This window comes from Ensifer sp. ENS06, from assembly GCF_014852205.1.
GTDB classification, from domain to species: domain Bacteria; phylum Pseudomonadota; class Alphaproteobacteria; order Rhizobiales; family Rhizobiaceae; genus Ensifer; species Ensifer adhaerens.
Genome location: NZ_JACVBC010000010.1, coordinates 1 through 14,122, shown reverse-complemented (window position 1 = coordinate 14,122; position 14,122 = coordinate 1). Strand labels below are relative to the sequence as shown.

Annotated in this window: 12 protein-coding genes and 1 pseudogene; 2 read left to right on the top strand and 11 right to left on the bottom strand. The window is 60.4% G+C overall.

The features are described from left to right. Window positions 1–174: 174 nt before the first annotated feature. The 3 genes from IB279_RS26840 to IB279_RS26830 are packed head-to-tail and all read right to left on the bottom strand — an operon-like array spanning window position 175 to window position 3,414. The gene (locus tag IB279_RS26840) at window positions 175–1,407 is read right to left on the bottom strand and encodes a sugar ABC transporter substrate-binding protein (protein WP_034798675.1); all 1,233 of its coding nucleotides are present in this window, start codon (window positions 1,405–1,407) and stop codon (window positions 175–177) included. Between the two features lie 59 nt (window positions 1,408–1,466). Continuing rightward, the gene (locus tag IB279_RS26835) at window positions 1,467–2,369 is read right to left on the bottom strand and encodes a sugar phosphate isomerase/epimerase (RefSeq protein ID WP_034798673.1); all 903 of its coding nucleotides are present in this window, start codon (window positions 2,367–2,369) and stop codon (window positions 1,467–1,469) included. 10 nt (window positions 2,370–2,379) lie between these two features. Next, window positions 2,380–3,414, bottom strand: coding sequence for a Gfo/Idh/MocA family protein (locus tag IB279_RS26830; RefSeq protein WP_090301575.1), 1,035 nt, complete (start codon window positions 3,412–3,414; stop codon window positions 2,380–2,382). Window positions 3,415–3,551: 137 nt separating this feature from the next. On the opposite strand from IB279_RS26830, the gene IB279_RS26825 reads away from it, so the two are divergent. Next, window positions 3,552–4,568: a LacI family DNA-binding transcriptional regulator gene (locus tag IB279_RS26825; RefSeq protein WP_192340024.1), complete on the top strand. Its 1,017-nt coding sequence runs from the start codon at window positions 3,552–3,554 to the stop codon at window positions 4,566–4,568. Here IB279_RS26825 and IB279_RS26820 read toward each other — a convergent pair. From IB279_RS26820 to IB279_RS26795, 6 genes are all read right to left on the bottom strand, one after another. Further along, window positions 4,505–5,665 (bottom strand): glycoside hydrolase family 105 protein, encoded by a 1,161-nt coding sequence (locus IB279_RS26820; RefSeq protein WP_060609427.1) that lies wholly within the window; start codon window positions 5,663–5,665, stop codon window positions 4,505–4,507. The two genes, IB279_RS26825 and IB279_RS26820, sit on opposite strands and share 64 nt — an antisense overlap. An 8-nt stretch (window positions 5,666–5,673) precedes the next feature. Continuing rightward, on the bottom strand, window positions 5,674–7,227 hold the full coding sequence (locus IB279_RS26815; protein WP_060609430.1) for a glycoside hydrolase family 28 protein: 1,554 nt from the start codon (window positions 7,225–7,227) through the stop codon (window positions 5,674–5,676). 75 nt (window positions 7,228–7,302) lie between these two features. Then, entirely contained in the window at window positions 7,303–8,568 is a 1,266-nt protein-coding gene (locus tag IB279_RS26810) for an ABC transporter substrate-binding protein (protein WP_060584383.1), read from the bottom strand. Between the two features lie 39 nt (window positions 8,569–8,607). Then, complete coding sequence (locus IB279_RS26805) at window positions 8,608–9,702, bottom strand: ABC transporter ATP-binding protein (RefSeq protein WP_034798661.1); 1,095 nt, start codon at window positions 9,700–9,702, stop codon at window positions 8,608–8,610. Between the two features lie 2 nt (window positions 9,703–9,704). After that, a complete protein-coding gene (locus IB279_RS26800; protein WP_034798658.1) occupies window positions 9,705–10,589 on the bottom strand; it encodes a carbohydrate ABC transporter permease in 885 nt (294 codons plus the stop codon). A 4-nt stretch (window positions 10,590–10,593) separates the two neighbouring features. Continuing rightward, window positions 10,594–11,475 (bottom strand): carbohydrate ABC transporter permease, encoded by an 882-nt coding sequence (locus tag IB279_RS26795; protein ID WP_034798656.1) that lies wholly within the window; start codon window positions 11,473–11,475, stop codon window positions 10,594–10,596. Window positions 11,476–11,688: 213 nt separating this feature from the next. On the opposite strand from IB279_RS26795, the gene IB279_RS26790 reads away from it, so the two are divergent. Beyond that, a complete protein-coding gene (locus IB279_RS26790; RefSeq protein WP_090301571.1) occupies window positions 11,689–12,609 on the top strand; it encodes an AraC family transcriptional regulator in 921 nt (306 codons plus the stop codon). A 123-nt stretch (window positions 12,610–12,732) separates the two neighbouring features. On the opposite strand, the gene IB279_RS26785 is transcribed toward IB279_RS26790, so the two are convergent. Both IB279_RS26785 and IB279_RS26780 read right to left on the bottom strand, forming a co-directional pair. Further along, entirely contained in the window at window positions 12,733–13,869 is a 1,137-nt protein-coding gene (locus tag IB279_RS26785; RefSeq protein WP_192340022.1) for a mandelate racemase/muconate lactonizing enzyme family protein, read from the bottom strand. 20 nt (window positions 13,870–13,889) lie between these two features. Next, window positions 13,890–14,122: pseudogene (locus IB279_RS26780) on the bottom strand (5-dehydro-4-deoxyglucarate dehydratase); the annotation flags it as partial.

Below are 14,122 nucleotides of genomic sequence, written 5' to 3'. Positions count from 1 at the left end.
CATTTGGGCTGACGCAGCTTGGCCTGCAAACTAGACAACCAGAACCACGCCGGCATAGCCGGCATGGTTTTTGCGGGTTTCCGTCCCAGCGCCTCAATGCGATCGAGCGCTTGCGGAAGGCGGCCCGGCTCTCCGGTTCAGGCGGGATGCCTCTAGGCCGCCTTGGCCAAGACTTTAGCCCAGGACTGCCTTTATCTTTTCAGCAGCCTGGTCGAGTGCTTCCTTCGAGCTCATCTGTCCCGTCAACGCTGCCTGGATTGCATCCTGGATTGCCTTTGAGATCTTCGGCCATTCCGGGTGCGGGCCGCGCGGCTTTGCGTATTTCAACTGCTCATTGAAGACCTTAAGGGCCGCGTCCTTGAGCGGCACGCCAGTCTCCGGAATAGCGATGTCGGAACGGGCGGGAAGCTGGCCGAAGTCCTTGAACATGCGATCGTCCTGCGAGACGAAGTACTCGAGCACCTTGAACGCTTCGGCAGGGTGTTGCGTGTTGGAGAATATCGCCCAGTTGAAATCGCCCATGGCCGATGAACGCTCCGCACCGAGCTCAGGCACGGGCAACAGAGCGACACCCCAGTCGAACTTCGCCTCCTTGACCATCCGGTCGAGCTCCCACGGGCCGGAGATGACCATGGCGGCGTTGCCGGAGTTGAAGGTACCGGTCGAATCCCACTGTCCGCGGGTGAGCGTGTCCGGCGACGCCAGCTTCTCCGTAATGATGGTCTTCCAGATGTCGAGCGCCTTGACGGCGCCATCCGAATTGATGTGCTCGTAGCCACCACCGGCCATTTGGGCCCAGGGGAGAAACTGGAAGGTCCCCTCCTCGTTCGCCTTAGCTGAAAACGCGATCCCATAAACGTTGGCCGCAGGGTCCGTCAGCTTGCGAGCCGCATCGACGAGTTCGTCCCAGGTTTGCGGCGGCTTGGAAGGATCGAGGCCCTTCGTCTTGAACATGTCCTTGTTGTAGTAGAGCGCAATCGTGTTCGTGGCCTTGGGAAGACCGTAATTCTTGCCATCCCACATGGTGGAGGCGAGCGGGCCAGGGAAATAGGTTGACGTCTTGACCACCGTCGACTTGGCGATCATATCGGTGAGATCGAGGAACGCGCCGCGCGACGAAAAAAGCGCATGCTCAGGATTGTCGATAGCGATGATGTCGGGTGCCTGCCCGGTCGAATAGGCGCGCATCGCCTCGCTGACGACGTCGTCAAACTGTATCTGGCGGTACTCGACCTTGATGCCAGTGTTCAGCTTGTTGAAGTCCGAAATCAAGTTCGGTGCGGGTTGAATATCGCGATCGAGCGACCAGACGCTGATCGTGACATCCTCCGCCTTGGCGGTGAGGCCGAATAGAGAGACACCTGCAAGGGCGAGCGCGCCCAGGATTGCGGATCCGCGGATAGCCATTTTCTCCTCCTTTGATTATCCCCGAGCCGGCATCCTCCATGCCGGCCAACATGCACGTCTCAGACCGGATCGATGACGAAGTCGCCGCCCCGGCACGTTTTGAGGTAATTCAGGCCGTGAACCTGGCCGGTCATCTCCAGATCGTCGCGATAGACCGGGTCATGCCAGCCTTCGATATCGATCGAGCCGGACCAACCAGCCAACCGAAGTTCGGAGATCACGTCGGTCCAGTTCGTGTCGCCAAAGCCGGGCGTACGCATGAAGACGAATTTCTCTTTGCCGAAGATCCCGTGTTCACGGATGACGTCCCAGCGGATGGTCGCGTCCTTGCCGTGCACGTGGAAGATCTTGCTTGCCCATTTGCGGATCTGCGGCAGCGGATCGATCAGATAGACCATTTGATGGCATGGCTCCCATTCGAGCCCAATGTGGTCGTCTGGCGTCTCGTTGAAGATCAGTTCCCAGGCATCCGGATTATGCGCGATGTTCCAATCGCCGGTATGCCAGTTGCCGTCCATGGCACAGTTCTCGAATGCAATCCTTACGCCCTTGTCGGCGGCACGTTTCGACAGCTCGGACCAGATTTTCCTGTAACGCGGCAGGCTGTCGGTCAAAGGCTTGCCGCGAAGGCGGCCGGTGAACCCGGCAACGCAGGTCGCGCCGAAGTGGTGGGCATTGTCGATGCAGTCTCGCCAGCCCTGCAAGGTCTCTTCGTCGATCGCGGTCGTCTCCAACGGATTGCCGAACATGCCGATTGTGGAGATGGTGATGTCACGATCGCCGACCGCCGCCACGCAACGCTTGCCGAGGTCGGCGAGGTCCTGGCCATTCGTCGTTTGCCAGAAGAAGGGCTCGAAACTCTCGAAGCCCATGCCCGCGATCTGGGCGATACGCCTGTCGGCACCGCCCTTCGTGGCAGAGATCATCGTGCCAATACGGATGGATTTGCTTGGGTTGATCAAAATAGGCTCCCTAGGCTGCAATGGTGACGCGTTTGCCATCCCGCGCGCTGTCGATCGCGCCGAAGACCATGGCAAGGCTCTTGATGTTGTCGCTGCCGTCGGTTTCCGGCACAGTTCCCGCGTCAATCGCGCGGATGAAATTCTCGATCACGCTGGCATGCCCGTTCGTATCGGCGAGATCTTCGGTATCGGGCATCGCAACCGGTTCAACGGTGCGCATGAAGCCCTCCTGACCCGTAACGACTTTGGCGTCAAAGCGATCGCCGCCATCCCAAAGCAAGGTGCCCTTCGAACCGGTGATGCGCCACGCGCTCTCCCAACTGGTGTTGGCACCCTCAGCGCACCAGGAACCGCGATAGGTGAAGGCGACATTGTCGGAGAACTCGAAGATCGCATTGGCGGCCGCGCCATGGCGATACCAGGAGCCCTTGGGATTGTATTCGTGGCAATAGACCGCGAGCGGGTCCTTGCCCGACATGAAGCGCGCTGCATCGAAGGTGTGGATGGCCATGTCGAGCAGCAAGACATTGTCCATCTGCTCGCGAAATCCTCCGAAATGCGGGCCGAGGAAGAAGTCGCAATGCAACGCCGTCAGCTCACCGAGAACGAGCGACTCGATGAGGCGGCGTATGCGCCGAACACCGCTGATGAAGCGACGGTTTTGAACGATCGCATGGATCCGCGAGGCCGCTGCAGCAAGTCGACGCAATTCGCGTGCCTCGCCGAGCGAGGCGGCCATGGGCTTCTCACTCAAAACGTGGCAACCATGCGCAAGTCCGGCGGCCACCACCGCACGACGTGCGGCCGGAACGACGATGTCGAACAAAAGATCTGCGCGGCTCTCGCGAAGCACGGTCGGCAGGTCCGTTCCGATAACGATGCCGCCAAGGTTAAATTCGGTAGCGAGCGCCTCAGCAGTCGCCTGGTCGAGATCGACGAGGCCAACAATCTCGACTTTCACGCGAAGAAGTTCGCTCTCCGTCAGCGCCCTCAGCCAGCCTTTGGCCATAGCTCCGCACCCGCACAAAACGGCCCTGTATCGCACGTGATTTCCTCCAAGAAACGGAAGCAGCAACTCCTCAATTGGCTTCCGTAAACGTTTACGATACTATGCGGCAAAGGGTTTTTATGTCAAGAGGTGTGAAAATGACCAGTCGCGGGTCTGGGGAGGAACGCGGAAAAATGAAGGGGATTCGCGAGCTTGCAGAACACCTCGATATCTCGATCGGGACAGTATCCCGGGCGCTGAACGGTAAGCCCGACGTCAACGAAGAGACCAGAAAAAGGGTGCTCGAAGCAGCCGAGTCCCTTGGTTATGTCGCCAACCAATCGGGCCGTGCGCTCCGCAAGGGCGCGACCGGCGTCATCGGCTTCATGATGCAGACCGGCTCCGAAATCACCGGCCAGGGGGACACATTCTTCATGAGCGTCTTCGACGGTGTCCAGACCGTCTTTGCTCGTCACAAGCTCGACCTCGTCGCCCTGCTCTGCTCCTCTGAGGAGGATCCGAACGACTACTTGAAGCGCGTTGTCGCGCGCGGTTTTGCCGACGGCATCATCCTTTCGGCAACAAGGCGACACGATGCCCGCTTCGAGCTGTTGTCCAAACGCAAGATCCCGTTCATCACGCTCGGACGTAGCCTGACAGATGTCGGTCAACCCTGGCTTGATCTGGATTTCGAGGGCATGGCTGAGGCATCGATCGATCGGCTGGTTGCGCACGGCCACAAGCACATAGCGATTACGCGGCCGCATGACGACATGAACCTGGGCTATGTGTTTGAAGATCAGTGCCGTGCGACCCTGGCCCGACATGGGCTTAACCTCGACGAGCGTCATGTGTTCCGCTCAACCCCGAACGAAGCGGGAGGGTATCAAATCGCCCGGGAACTGAGTGCGCTTGAGACCCGTCCGACGGCGATTGTGCTCATCAACGAAGCAATCACTGTCGGCCTTTATCGCGGACTGGTGGAAGCCAGCATAAAGCCCGGACGGGACATGGCGATCATCGGTCGTCAAAGTCCGCATTCGCAATTCCTGTCGCCCCGATTGACGGCTTTCAGCCTGTCCCTACGCGATCTTGGCATAGCACTTGCCGAATCCCTGCTTGGTACGATGCCGGCTTTTGCCGACATTTACCCGGTGAGATCTGCGCGGTTCCTCTGGCCCATGACGCTCGTCCCGGGTGAGAGCGACTGATCGACACGTTTGCTGACACTTTCGGCGAAGGCCATCATCAGCGGACCGACGCCCTTGGGATCGTCGCTCACCAGCCGTTCTGCGAGGTAGTAGCCGGGCGTACCGTCCCTGTACGTGCCTTCGAAGCCTCCGAGACCTGCAACGCAGACGATCGTCGTCAGCCTGGTTATGCCCTGGGCGTCGGCAATGAGCCGCATAGAGAGCAGAGCGTCGAGTGCGCGGCGGCCGGCCGCGATTGTCTCTGACGCTCGATCAGGTTCGACGAGCCCAAGGCGTGCGGCGCGGATCAGCGCATAGGCAAACATGGCGGAGGCCGAGCTTTCCTCGTAGTTGCCTTCGAGGTTCGGTGCGTCAAGCACCTGCATCCAGAGGCCAGACGATGTCTGCCGCGCCATGAGTTCCCCCAAAAGCTGGCGTGCCCTCAGCCGATGAGGACCGGAGATTTCGTCATCAGGTAGAAGCGCCAGCGCATCCACGAGCGCCATCGCCAGCCAGCCAACAGCGCGTGCCCACACGGCAGGCGATTTGCCTGTCTCCGGATCGGACCACAGCTGTTTTCGGCTGTCGTCGTAACCATGAACATAGAGGCCGGCCGGGGTCGCCGTTAGCGAAAGCGCCGTCGAAAATTGCCGAAGGGCGTCAGTAACAAGCGCCGGCCTATCCGTGGCCAGCGCATATTCGATTTGAAACGGCAGGCCCATATAGAGCCCATCGAGCCAGACCTGGTGTGGGTAGCGCTTCTTGTGCCAGTAGTTGCCCTGGGGGATGCGCGGATGGCTTTCGAGTTGACCAGCCAGATGTTCTGCCGCCGCGAGATAGCGGGCGTCGCCGGTATCCCTGGCCAAGGCAAAGAGCGATCGTCCGGCGAGAATGTGGTCGATATTGTATTCTGTGGGATCGTAGCCGAGGAGTGAGCCATCGGGCCCGATTTGCCGATCGGCCAGCCGGTGAAGATGGTTCATCCAACGTTTCTCGCCCGTCGCCTGAAACAGCAGCTGAAGGCCTCGGTAGAGGCAGCCGTCTTCGTAACACCAGCTCCCGCCCTTGTAGGGACTGTAGCGATGCGCGAACTGGTCGAAATAGTCGGTCGGGTTCATGGGATCTCTCACTCGAAGTGCGTTGATATCGCGGCGGTGCTCAGGAGCGCCGGCTCGTCGCAATCGACGTCCGCTTGTTCCGAGACGATCGTTTCATGCCGCATCGGTCGGATCCCGTCAGCCATGACAGGAGGAGCGGCTGTGGCCTCGTAGTTGAAGGAGACGATCTTGAGCCGACGAATTTTGATGTTGCGGATTGGGGCCTCCGGCAGGCCAAGGAAGGTACCGGCGACATGGGCCAACTTCCGGATCTCGACATCCTCAATCGTGACGCCGTCGATGACAGGCGTGCCCACATCGACTGGAGCCGGCTGGCGGGATTGCACCCAGGCGTCGTGGCCGTCGGCATCGCAATGGTAGTGTGCGTTGGCAGAAAGCGCGGTCTCGACGCCGTCCATAAGAACGCTGCGCATAGCGATATCGGTGATCGCTCCACCACGGCCGCGCCGCGTCTTAAGGCGCAGGCCGCGATCTGTACCGACCATGGCGCAATTCTCGATCGAAACGTCGTGCACGCCGCCAGACATTTCCGAACCAATGACGAGCCCCCCGTGGCCACGCTCCATCAAGCAGTGGCTCACCCGCACGCCACGCGTTTCGCTCAGATGGTCATCCTCACCATTTGGGCCGCGTTTGCCGGCCTTCACGGCGATGCAATCATCCCCGACGGAAAAGCGGACGCCGGTGATTGTCACGTCGCGACAACTTTCAGGATTGAAGCCATCGGTATTTGGGCTGTCGAACGGAGCGGAAATGAATAGTCCTGCCGCCGTCAATCGCCTGCAACCCTGCGGGTGGATCGTCCAGGAGGGCGCATTGCGGATGGCAAAGCCAAGGAGCTGCACATTTGAGCAGGAAACGAGATGAAGGCCGCGCGGGCGGCGTGCACCGTCACGCGTTTCTTTCGGCCAGGTCCACCAGTCGCCCCTATCGCCGGAACCGTCGAGCGTGCCCTGCCCCTCGATTGTCAGCTCTTTCACGCCAACGGCATGGAGCGGAGCTGCGAAACAGTCGGCCGGAAGGCCTTCCCAGCTCCCCAACATCCGGCCGGACGCGTCACGGGCGGGCAGGATGGGCCATCCGCGCCGCACCGACGGCGCTCGCAAGACCGCCCCTTGGGAAAGGTGGAAAGTCATGTGGCTCTTGAGTTTGACCGGAAATGCCGTCCAGACCCCAGCCGGCACCCTCAACGTACCGCCCACCGGAACCGCAGCAACGGCCTCTCTCAAAGCAGCCGCATTCCGGCGGGCACCGTCGAAATCCTCGGGAAGAACATCAAGGACAAGACCAAACTCGGCGGCGTCGACGAGCCCCGCGCAGGACGGGGTGTCAAACTCGACCGCTTCAAACCCTTCCGCTTCGAAGCAGTAACGTGCGCGAGGTTGAAGCTCGTGCAGCAGAGGCACAGCAAGGGAGGTCTCTCCCTGCCGCATCTGATTGTCCCCGTCGGACGAGGAAAGGCGCCACTTCGCTGTCGCCGGCAGGTGGTATAGTGCTCCGCGTGCCGGCAGGCAAAACGCCGCCGTTCGCGCCGACAGCGCGATGATGGATGGTCGGGTCATGATCTCTCTCGTGTAGGCTTCCCGCAGGGCGCAGGGACGCCCGCCGCGACAAGCAACGGCGGGCAGTCTTAGCGATCAGTCAAACTTGGCGAGAACGTCGTTCACCGTATCGATGATCTGTTCTGCCGCCTCCTTGGCATCGAGCTGCCCGTAGGCGTATTCCTCGAGCGTATCGATGAAGGCGGCGCGGATCTCTGGGTGTTCATTGAACGGCGAAACCGTCGGCCCGCCGGCGGCCAGCACGATGGCATTGGCGGCCCGCACCTCGGGCTCGCCCTTTTCACCAAGGCGAGCGGCAGCGGCCTTCGACGCCGGCAGGCCGCGAGAGGTACCGAGTGCATCGATCCCTTCCGGCTCGTTCAACAGGCAGTTGACGATTTGCGCCGCAGCCGCTGGGTCCTTCGAATTCTTCGAGATCGAGAACACCATGGAGGGCTTGCGATAGACGCCGTCCGTTACCGCATCAGCAAGCTTGAGCATCGGCACGGGCGTCAACACCTGACCGTCCTTCAACGGATCGGCATACTTGGAATAGGTCGAATCCCATTCATAGGAACCGGCGACCTTCCCCTCGGCCCAGGAGGGTTTCTCGAACAGATTGACGTTGCCGTCGGCGGCCTCTTCCTTCTGGGAGCGAATGGCGCCGGTCTCGACCAGCTTGCCGAGGAAGGAAATGCCTTCAGCCAGCTCCTCAGGTGTCCAGGCAACACGGTTGGTCTCAGGATCGACGAGATCCTTTCCGGTCTTCTGGACGACGGCCAATGTCGTTAGAAGTTGCGCGGTCTCCTTGACGGCGTTGAAGGTGTAATAGTCCTTGCCAAGCTTCTCCTTAATCGTTGCCGTCGTAGCGAAGAACTCATCCCAGGTTTTCGGGATAGGCACCCCGGCCTTCTCGAAGGTCGTGGCGTTGAAGAAGAAGACGCGGCCGGTGGTCGAGACGGAAAGCCCCTGCAAGACGCCGTTCATTGAGCCCGCCGCGAGATCGGCTTCGCTCCAGTTGGAAAGATCGATCGCCTGGAGCGTACGCAGGTCCGCAAAACCGTCACCATTTTTCGAAAACAGCGGCAGCCACGGCCAATTGACCTGCACGATATCGGCCTCGGTCTTGCCGGCCATTTGGGTCGTTAACTTTTCGAGGTAGCCGTCAAAACCAGTGAACTCGCCTTTGACGGTATGGCCATATTTTTCACCGCAAGCTGCGATCGCCTTCTGGGTGGCAACGTGGCGGCTCTCGCCGCCCCACCACGCCATGCGTAGCTCAGCGGCGTGCGCTGCCGTGGCGAGCGCGAGAGCGCCATATGCAACGCTGGCGAGCGCAGCGATCTTTACTGTCATTCTCATTGGTTTCTCCTCCTTGAAATTGAACGACGCATCGCCTCCTCAAAGCGACACGTTGCGGCCATCGGTCTTGTCGAAAACATGAAGCTTTCTGGGGTCCGGGCGCAGCCGGATCAGATCGGAGCGGCCAAGAGCCTCGAATTCGGCGGCGCCCACTACACTCACCAGCTTTCGACCCTCGAGATCGGCGTGAAGGTAGACTTCATGGCCCATGAACTCGGCATTCGTGAGTTTCGCTGTGAACGCAGGGCCGTCGGTGGCGAGTGAGAGGTGCTGCGGGCGCATGCCGAGCACCGCCTCTGCCGGCCTCGCCGAGAGCCTTGCTTGAAGGTTGGAGCCGAGCGGCAGGCGCTGGGTCCCGATAGAAAGATGCCCGTCGACAAGTTCGGCATCGACAAGGTTCATCTCGGGGCTGCCGATGAAGCCAGCGACAAAAAGGTTCGCCGGGCGATTGTAGAGCTCCTTCGGCGCGGCGACCTGCATGATGTGGCCCGCCTGCATGACGCAGATGCGGTCGCCCATCGTCATCGCCTCGGTCTGGTCATGTGTCACGTAAATGACCGTTGAGGATAAGCCTTCGGCCTTGAGCTGGCGGTGCAGGTCGGTGATGCGGACACGCATCGAGGCACGCAGCTTGGCGTCGAGGTTGGACAGCGGCTCGTCGAACAGGAAGACGCCGGGCTTCTTGATCAATGCACGCCCGAGCGCCACGCGCTGGGCCTGGCCGCCGGAGAGCTGCTTCGGCAACCGATCGAGCAACGGCTCGATTTCAAGGATCTTGGCTACGTGAGCGATAGCCGCGTCGATCTCCGCCTTCGGCTTGCCGGCAATCTTCAACCCGAAGGCCAGATTGCCGCGCACTTTCATGTGCGGGTACAGTGCATAGTTCTGGAACACCATTGCGATGGAGCGTTTGCCGGGCGGCAGGTCGTTAACCCGCTGGTCGCCGATCACGACCTCGCCTCCCGAAATCTCCTCGAGCCCCGCGACCATGCGCAATGTGGTGGACTTGGCGCAGCCAGAGGGACCGACGAAGACCATGAACTCGCCATCCTCGATATCGAGATTGATCCCGTGCACGGCCTTGAATGCGTTGCCATAGACCTTTTCGAGGTTCTTCAATTGGACCTTAGCCATGTTCAGCCTTTGACTCCCCCAGAGGAGATCCCTTCAATGAAGTACCGTTGCGCAGCGAAGAAGACGACCAAGGCAGGCGTGATCGTCAGCACCGACATTGCGAGAATGCGGTTCCATTCGAAGGCTTCGGTGGTGTCGATGGAAAGTTTGAGCGCGAGGCTCACGGGATATTTGTCGACCGATGACAGGTAAATCAGCGGTCCCAGGAAGTCGTTCATGGTCCACATGAACTGAAACAGGCAGACAGAGATCAGCGCCGGCGCGAGCATCGGCACGACGATGTAGACCAGCGTCTGGAGACTGTTTGCGCCGTCAACACGAGCGGCCTCTTCCATATCCGCCGGAAGCGAGCGCAGGAACTGCACCAGCATGAAGACGAAGAAGGCATCGCCCGCAAAGGCGGAAGGTACCCAGAGCGGCAGGAACGTGTCGAGCCAGCCGAGATCGCGAAAGAGAATATACTGCGGAATGCGGGTTACAACATTTGGCAGAAGCAGGATGGCAATGACCGAACCGAAGAGGATCTTCTTCAGCGGAAAGTCGAACCTTGCGAAGGCATAAGCCGCCATCGTGCATGAGATCGCCGTACCGATGACCTTCGGCAGAATGATCAGGAAGGAATTCCAGAAGAACCGGCCGAACGTATAGGGCGTCGACGTCTGCCAGCCCTTTACATAGCCGTCAGCCGTCGGATTTGCCGGCATGAAACCAGCACCAGAAAAGATCTCCGAATTCGTCTTGAAACTCGCGCCTACCAGCCAGATCAGCGGGTAGAGCATGACGAACCCAACGGAAAACAGAAGCACATAGCGAACCGCCGTGGAGATCAGGCGGACCCTTGCCCTGCGTGCAGCCACGCGATCGTTGAGAGCTTGAAACTCGGTCATCTCGTCAGCTCCTCTTGTCGCCGGCGTAATAGACCCACTTCTTGGAGGACCAGAAGGCAACAAGGGTCAGCACAGTGATGATGGCGAAGAGCACCCAGGCGATAGACGAGGCGTAGCCCATGTTGAACTTCTTGAAAGCCTCGTCATAAATGTAGAGCGGCAGCAGATAGGTCGCCTTGAGTGGACCGCCCTGGGTGATGATGTAAGGGCCGTTAAACTCCTGGAACGCCTGAACCATCTGCATGATCAAGTTGAAGAAAATAACCGGCGTTAGCAGCGGTAGGGTGATCCAGAAGAAGGTGCGCACTTTGCCGGCGCCGTCGATGGCGGCCGCTTCATAAAGTGACTTGTCGATCGATTGAAGGGCGGCAAGAAAGATCACCATGGCCGAGCCGAACTGCCAGCAGCGCAGCAGCGTGATGGTGAAAAGCGCATTCACGGGATCGCCGAACCAATCGACGGGCGCGATACCAAGGGTCGAAAGCGCCATGTTCGCAAGGCCCTGCGAAGCGAAGACATAACGCCACAAAACGGCAATCGCGATCGACCCCCCAAGGATTGAAGGCACATAGAACGCCGTTCGAAAAAGACCGATGAATTTCAACCTGTGGTTTAGTATTGCAGCGATGAAGAGCGCAAAGGCGAGCTTCAAAGGCACGGTAATGAACACGTAAAGCAGCGTTACGTTCAGCGACTTGATGAAAGTCCGGTCGCGGGTAAACAGCCGCTCGTAGTTGGCGACACCTGTCCAGCGCGGCTCGCTCATCAAGTCGTAGCTCGTGAAGCTGAGATAGAATGAGCCGATGAACGGAATGGCCGTGAAGATCAAGAGGCCGATAATGTAGGGCGCCAGATAGCCAAGCCCTAAAAGACGATGCCCTTTCATGCCGGCCCTCCCGGACGGCACTGCAGAGCGGCCATTTTAGATACGGTTTCGTACAAATTGCGCTCCCGGAACGGCGCAGACAGGCGCAGGCTGTAGCCTCCTTCCCGTCCGCTGACCGATCTCCTCCCAGTTCGATGCGGTGCGTGCATGCATTTCTGCGATGACACTCACGTATTTTTGTCACAGAATGAATTCACAAAGGCGAGGAAAAAGATGGACGAAATTGAAGGTGGAATTCTCTCAGCTATTCCACCGGCGGCGCTGACGCTTAATCTGACCCGCGCTGCTATCCGGATGGAGCATTCGCAGACTTGGCGCATCGACAAGTCGAACCCGGTCGACGACCTCGTCATCTGCCTTGAAGGGCGCGGCCACTATCTGGTCGACGGCGAGCCACGCGTGATGGAGCCGGGTGATGCCATGCTGATTTCGCGCGGCCAGCGCTTCATCGGATGGAGCGAGGGACCGGAGACGTATCTTGGCCTCGCCCAGCATTTCACTCTTGATATTTACGGCCGCCACAACCTGGTCGAGCAGATGGATTTGGTGCCGAAGTTGAGACTGGCGCGGTGGGGGTTGCTTGAGCCGTTGGCGCGCCACTATCGTCAAAGCGCGCCGCCCTCTTCCGTGACGCTTGGCCAGCACCACCTGTTCATGGTTCTGTTGATCGCTTTCATCGAGGATGCGTTCATCGGGTGGCGAGACCATGCCACCTACCAGCCCGAGGGGGCAGACGCGATCGATCTCGCTGTCATGAAGGCCGCAACGATGATCTCCGCCAATCCGCTCGACCCGGATATTGCGACGAAAGCGGTTGAGGCATCACCCTACAATCGCGATTATTTCCTGCGGGAATTCCAAAAGCGCGTGGCGCGCACGCCGCGCAAGTACCAGGAACTGAAACGCATGGAGCGGGCGATGCACTTTCTCGAAGCAGGGCTTTCGGTTTCCTCTGCGGCCGCGGAAGTCGGCTATCCCGACCCCTACTACTTCTCACGCATGTTCAAGCGAACTCTGGGTATCAGTCCACGCGATCACATGAAAAGGGTTCGCCAAAGCCGAGATGGCGGCCTCATGCACCTCGACGAGCGCGAACAGGCCCTGGTACTTGCCGACGGGCTTGCGGCCGACTAGCTCGAAGTGTGTTGGCGCTAAGCCGGACAGACAAGCACCCATGTGTCTCGCCGCGATGATGTGGGAGAACATACCCGGCAATTTCGGACATGGCCCTGGTCGGCGCGCATGTCAACAACACTCTCATGTCTCGGGCATCTTGAACCTGGCGAGCGCGTCACGGTCGATCTCGATGCCAAGGCCGGGCGCATCGGGGATGGCAACGACACCGTCGACCGCCTCGATCGGCGCCTTCAGCACCGCCTGCCGGAACGGGTTTTCCGTCCGGTCGAACTCCAGGATCGGCTCGATCGGGTTGACCCGCACCGGATCCGGCGTCATCGCCGCCATGAACTGCAGCGCGGCAGCGATATGCACGCCCGTGCCCCAGACATGCGGCACGATGCGAACGCCGTGCAGCGTCGCAAGGCTCGTGATCTTCGCCATCTCGGAAAAGCCGCCGCAGCCGCAGAGATCCGGCTGCAGGATGTCGACGGCACGGCTTTCGATCGCCGGCCACATGCCATAGCGGCCATGCCAGGTCTCGCCGCCGGCAACCGGGATTGGTTGGCCGGCCCTGACCGCGCGATAGGCGGAAAGCTGTTCCGGCACGACCGGCTCCTCGAACCAGTCGATGTCGTAGTCGGCCGCCGCCTTGCCAAGCCGGATCGCCTCGGTGACGGTGTAGCCATGGTTGGCGTCAATCATCAGCCGCATCTCGTCGCCGATCGCCTCGCGCACGGCACGGATGACACGCAGGTCTTCCTCGATGCCGAAGCCGATCTTGATCTTGCAGGCATGGAAGCCTTGCGCCCGGCGCTCGGCCATCTCCAGCGCATTGTCGGAGACCCGGTCGACGCCACCGCGCTTGAAGCTGCCGGTCGCATAGGCGCGCACGCTCTCGCGCCAGCGCCCGCCAAGCAGCATGGAAACTGAGGCACGATAGTGTTTGCCCTTGATATCCCAGAGCGCGATATCGATGCCGGAAAGGGCGGTGACCGCAAGCCCGCGCTGCCCCTGATCGCGCAGCGCGTTGTAGAGGATCGCCCAGAGCTTTTCCGTCTGGCGCGGGTCCTGGCCGATCAGCCAGGTCGTGTACGCCGCAACCACCGCCGCATTCGGCCGCGCCGGGCCGAGGCACTCGCCCCAGCCGATCGTGCCGTCGTCGCACTCGATCTCGACCAGCACATGGGCGCGACGGTCAAAACGCATGGAGGCGCTTTCGAACGGCACGGCCAGCCGATGTTCGAGAAGGTGGGTGCGGACGGCGACGATCTTCATGGGCTATCCTCGCAAAACACTCATTTCTGACGCTTGTTCGCACCGATGAGCGCGTCGAGCATGGCGACTTCCTCCTCGGTCAAGTCTTTCAGCGGCGCACGCACCGGACCGGCATCAAAACCCTGTAGCCGCACGCCGGCCTTGATCGCCGACACCGCATAGCCCTTGGCGCGGTTGCGGATGGCCATGAACGGATAGAAGAAGTCGTTGAGGATGCGCTCGCAGGTGGCGCGCTCGCCGGCGCGAAGGGCGG

Coding starts and splice junctions, on each gene's coding strand:
- IB279_RS26840 (WP_034798675.1), bottom strand. CDS start 1,407: ATGGCTATCCGCGGATCCGCAATCCTGGGCGCGCTCGCCCTTGCAGGT.
- IB279_RS26825 (WP_192340024.1), top strand. CDS start 3,552: ATGAAGGGGATTCGCGAGCTTGCAGAACACCTCGATATCTCGATCGGG.
- IB279_RS26820 (WP_060609427.1), bottom strand. CDS start 5,665: ATGAACCCGACCGACTATTTCGACCAGTTCGCGCATCGCTACAGTCCC.
- IB279_RS26815 (WP_060609430.1), bottom strand. CDS start 7,227: ATGACCCGACCATCCATCATCGCGCTGTCGGCGCGAACGGCGGCGTTT.
- IB279_RS26810 (WP_060584383.1), bottom strand. CDS start 8,568: ATGAGAATGACAGTAAAGATCGCTGCGCTCGCCAGCGTTGCATATGGC.
- IB279_RS26805 (WP_034798661.1), bottom strand. CDS start 9,702: ATGGCTAAGGTCCAATTGAAGAACCTCGAAAAGGTCTATGGCAACGCA.
- IB279_RS26800 (WP_034798658.1), bottom strand. CDS start 10,589: ATGACCGAGTTTCAAGCTCTCAACGATCGCGTGGCTGCACGCAGGGCA.
- IB279_RS26795 (WP_034798656.1), bottom strand. CDS start 11,475: ATGAAAGGGCATCGTCTTTTAGGGCTTGGCTATCTGGCGCCCTACATT.
- IB279_RS26790 (WP_090301571.1), top strand. CDS start 11,689: ATGGACGAAATTGAAGGTGGAATTCTCTCAGCTATTCCACCGGCGGCG.
- IB279_RS26785 (WP_192340022.1), bottom strand. CDS start 13,869: ATGAAGATCGTCGCCGTCCGCACCCACCTTCTCGAACATCGGCTGGCC.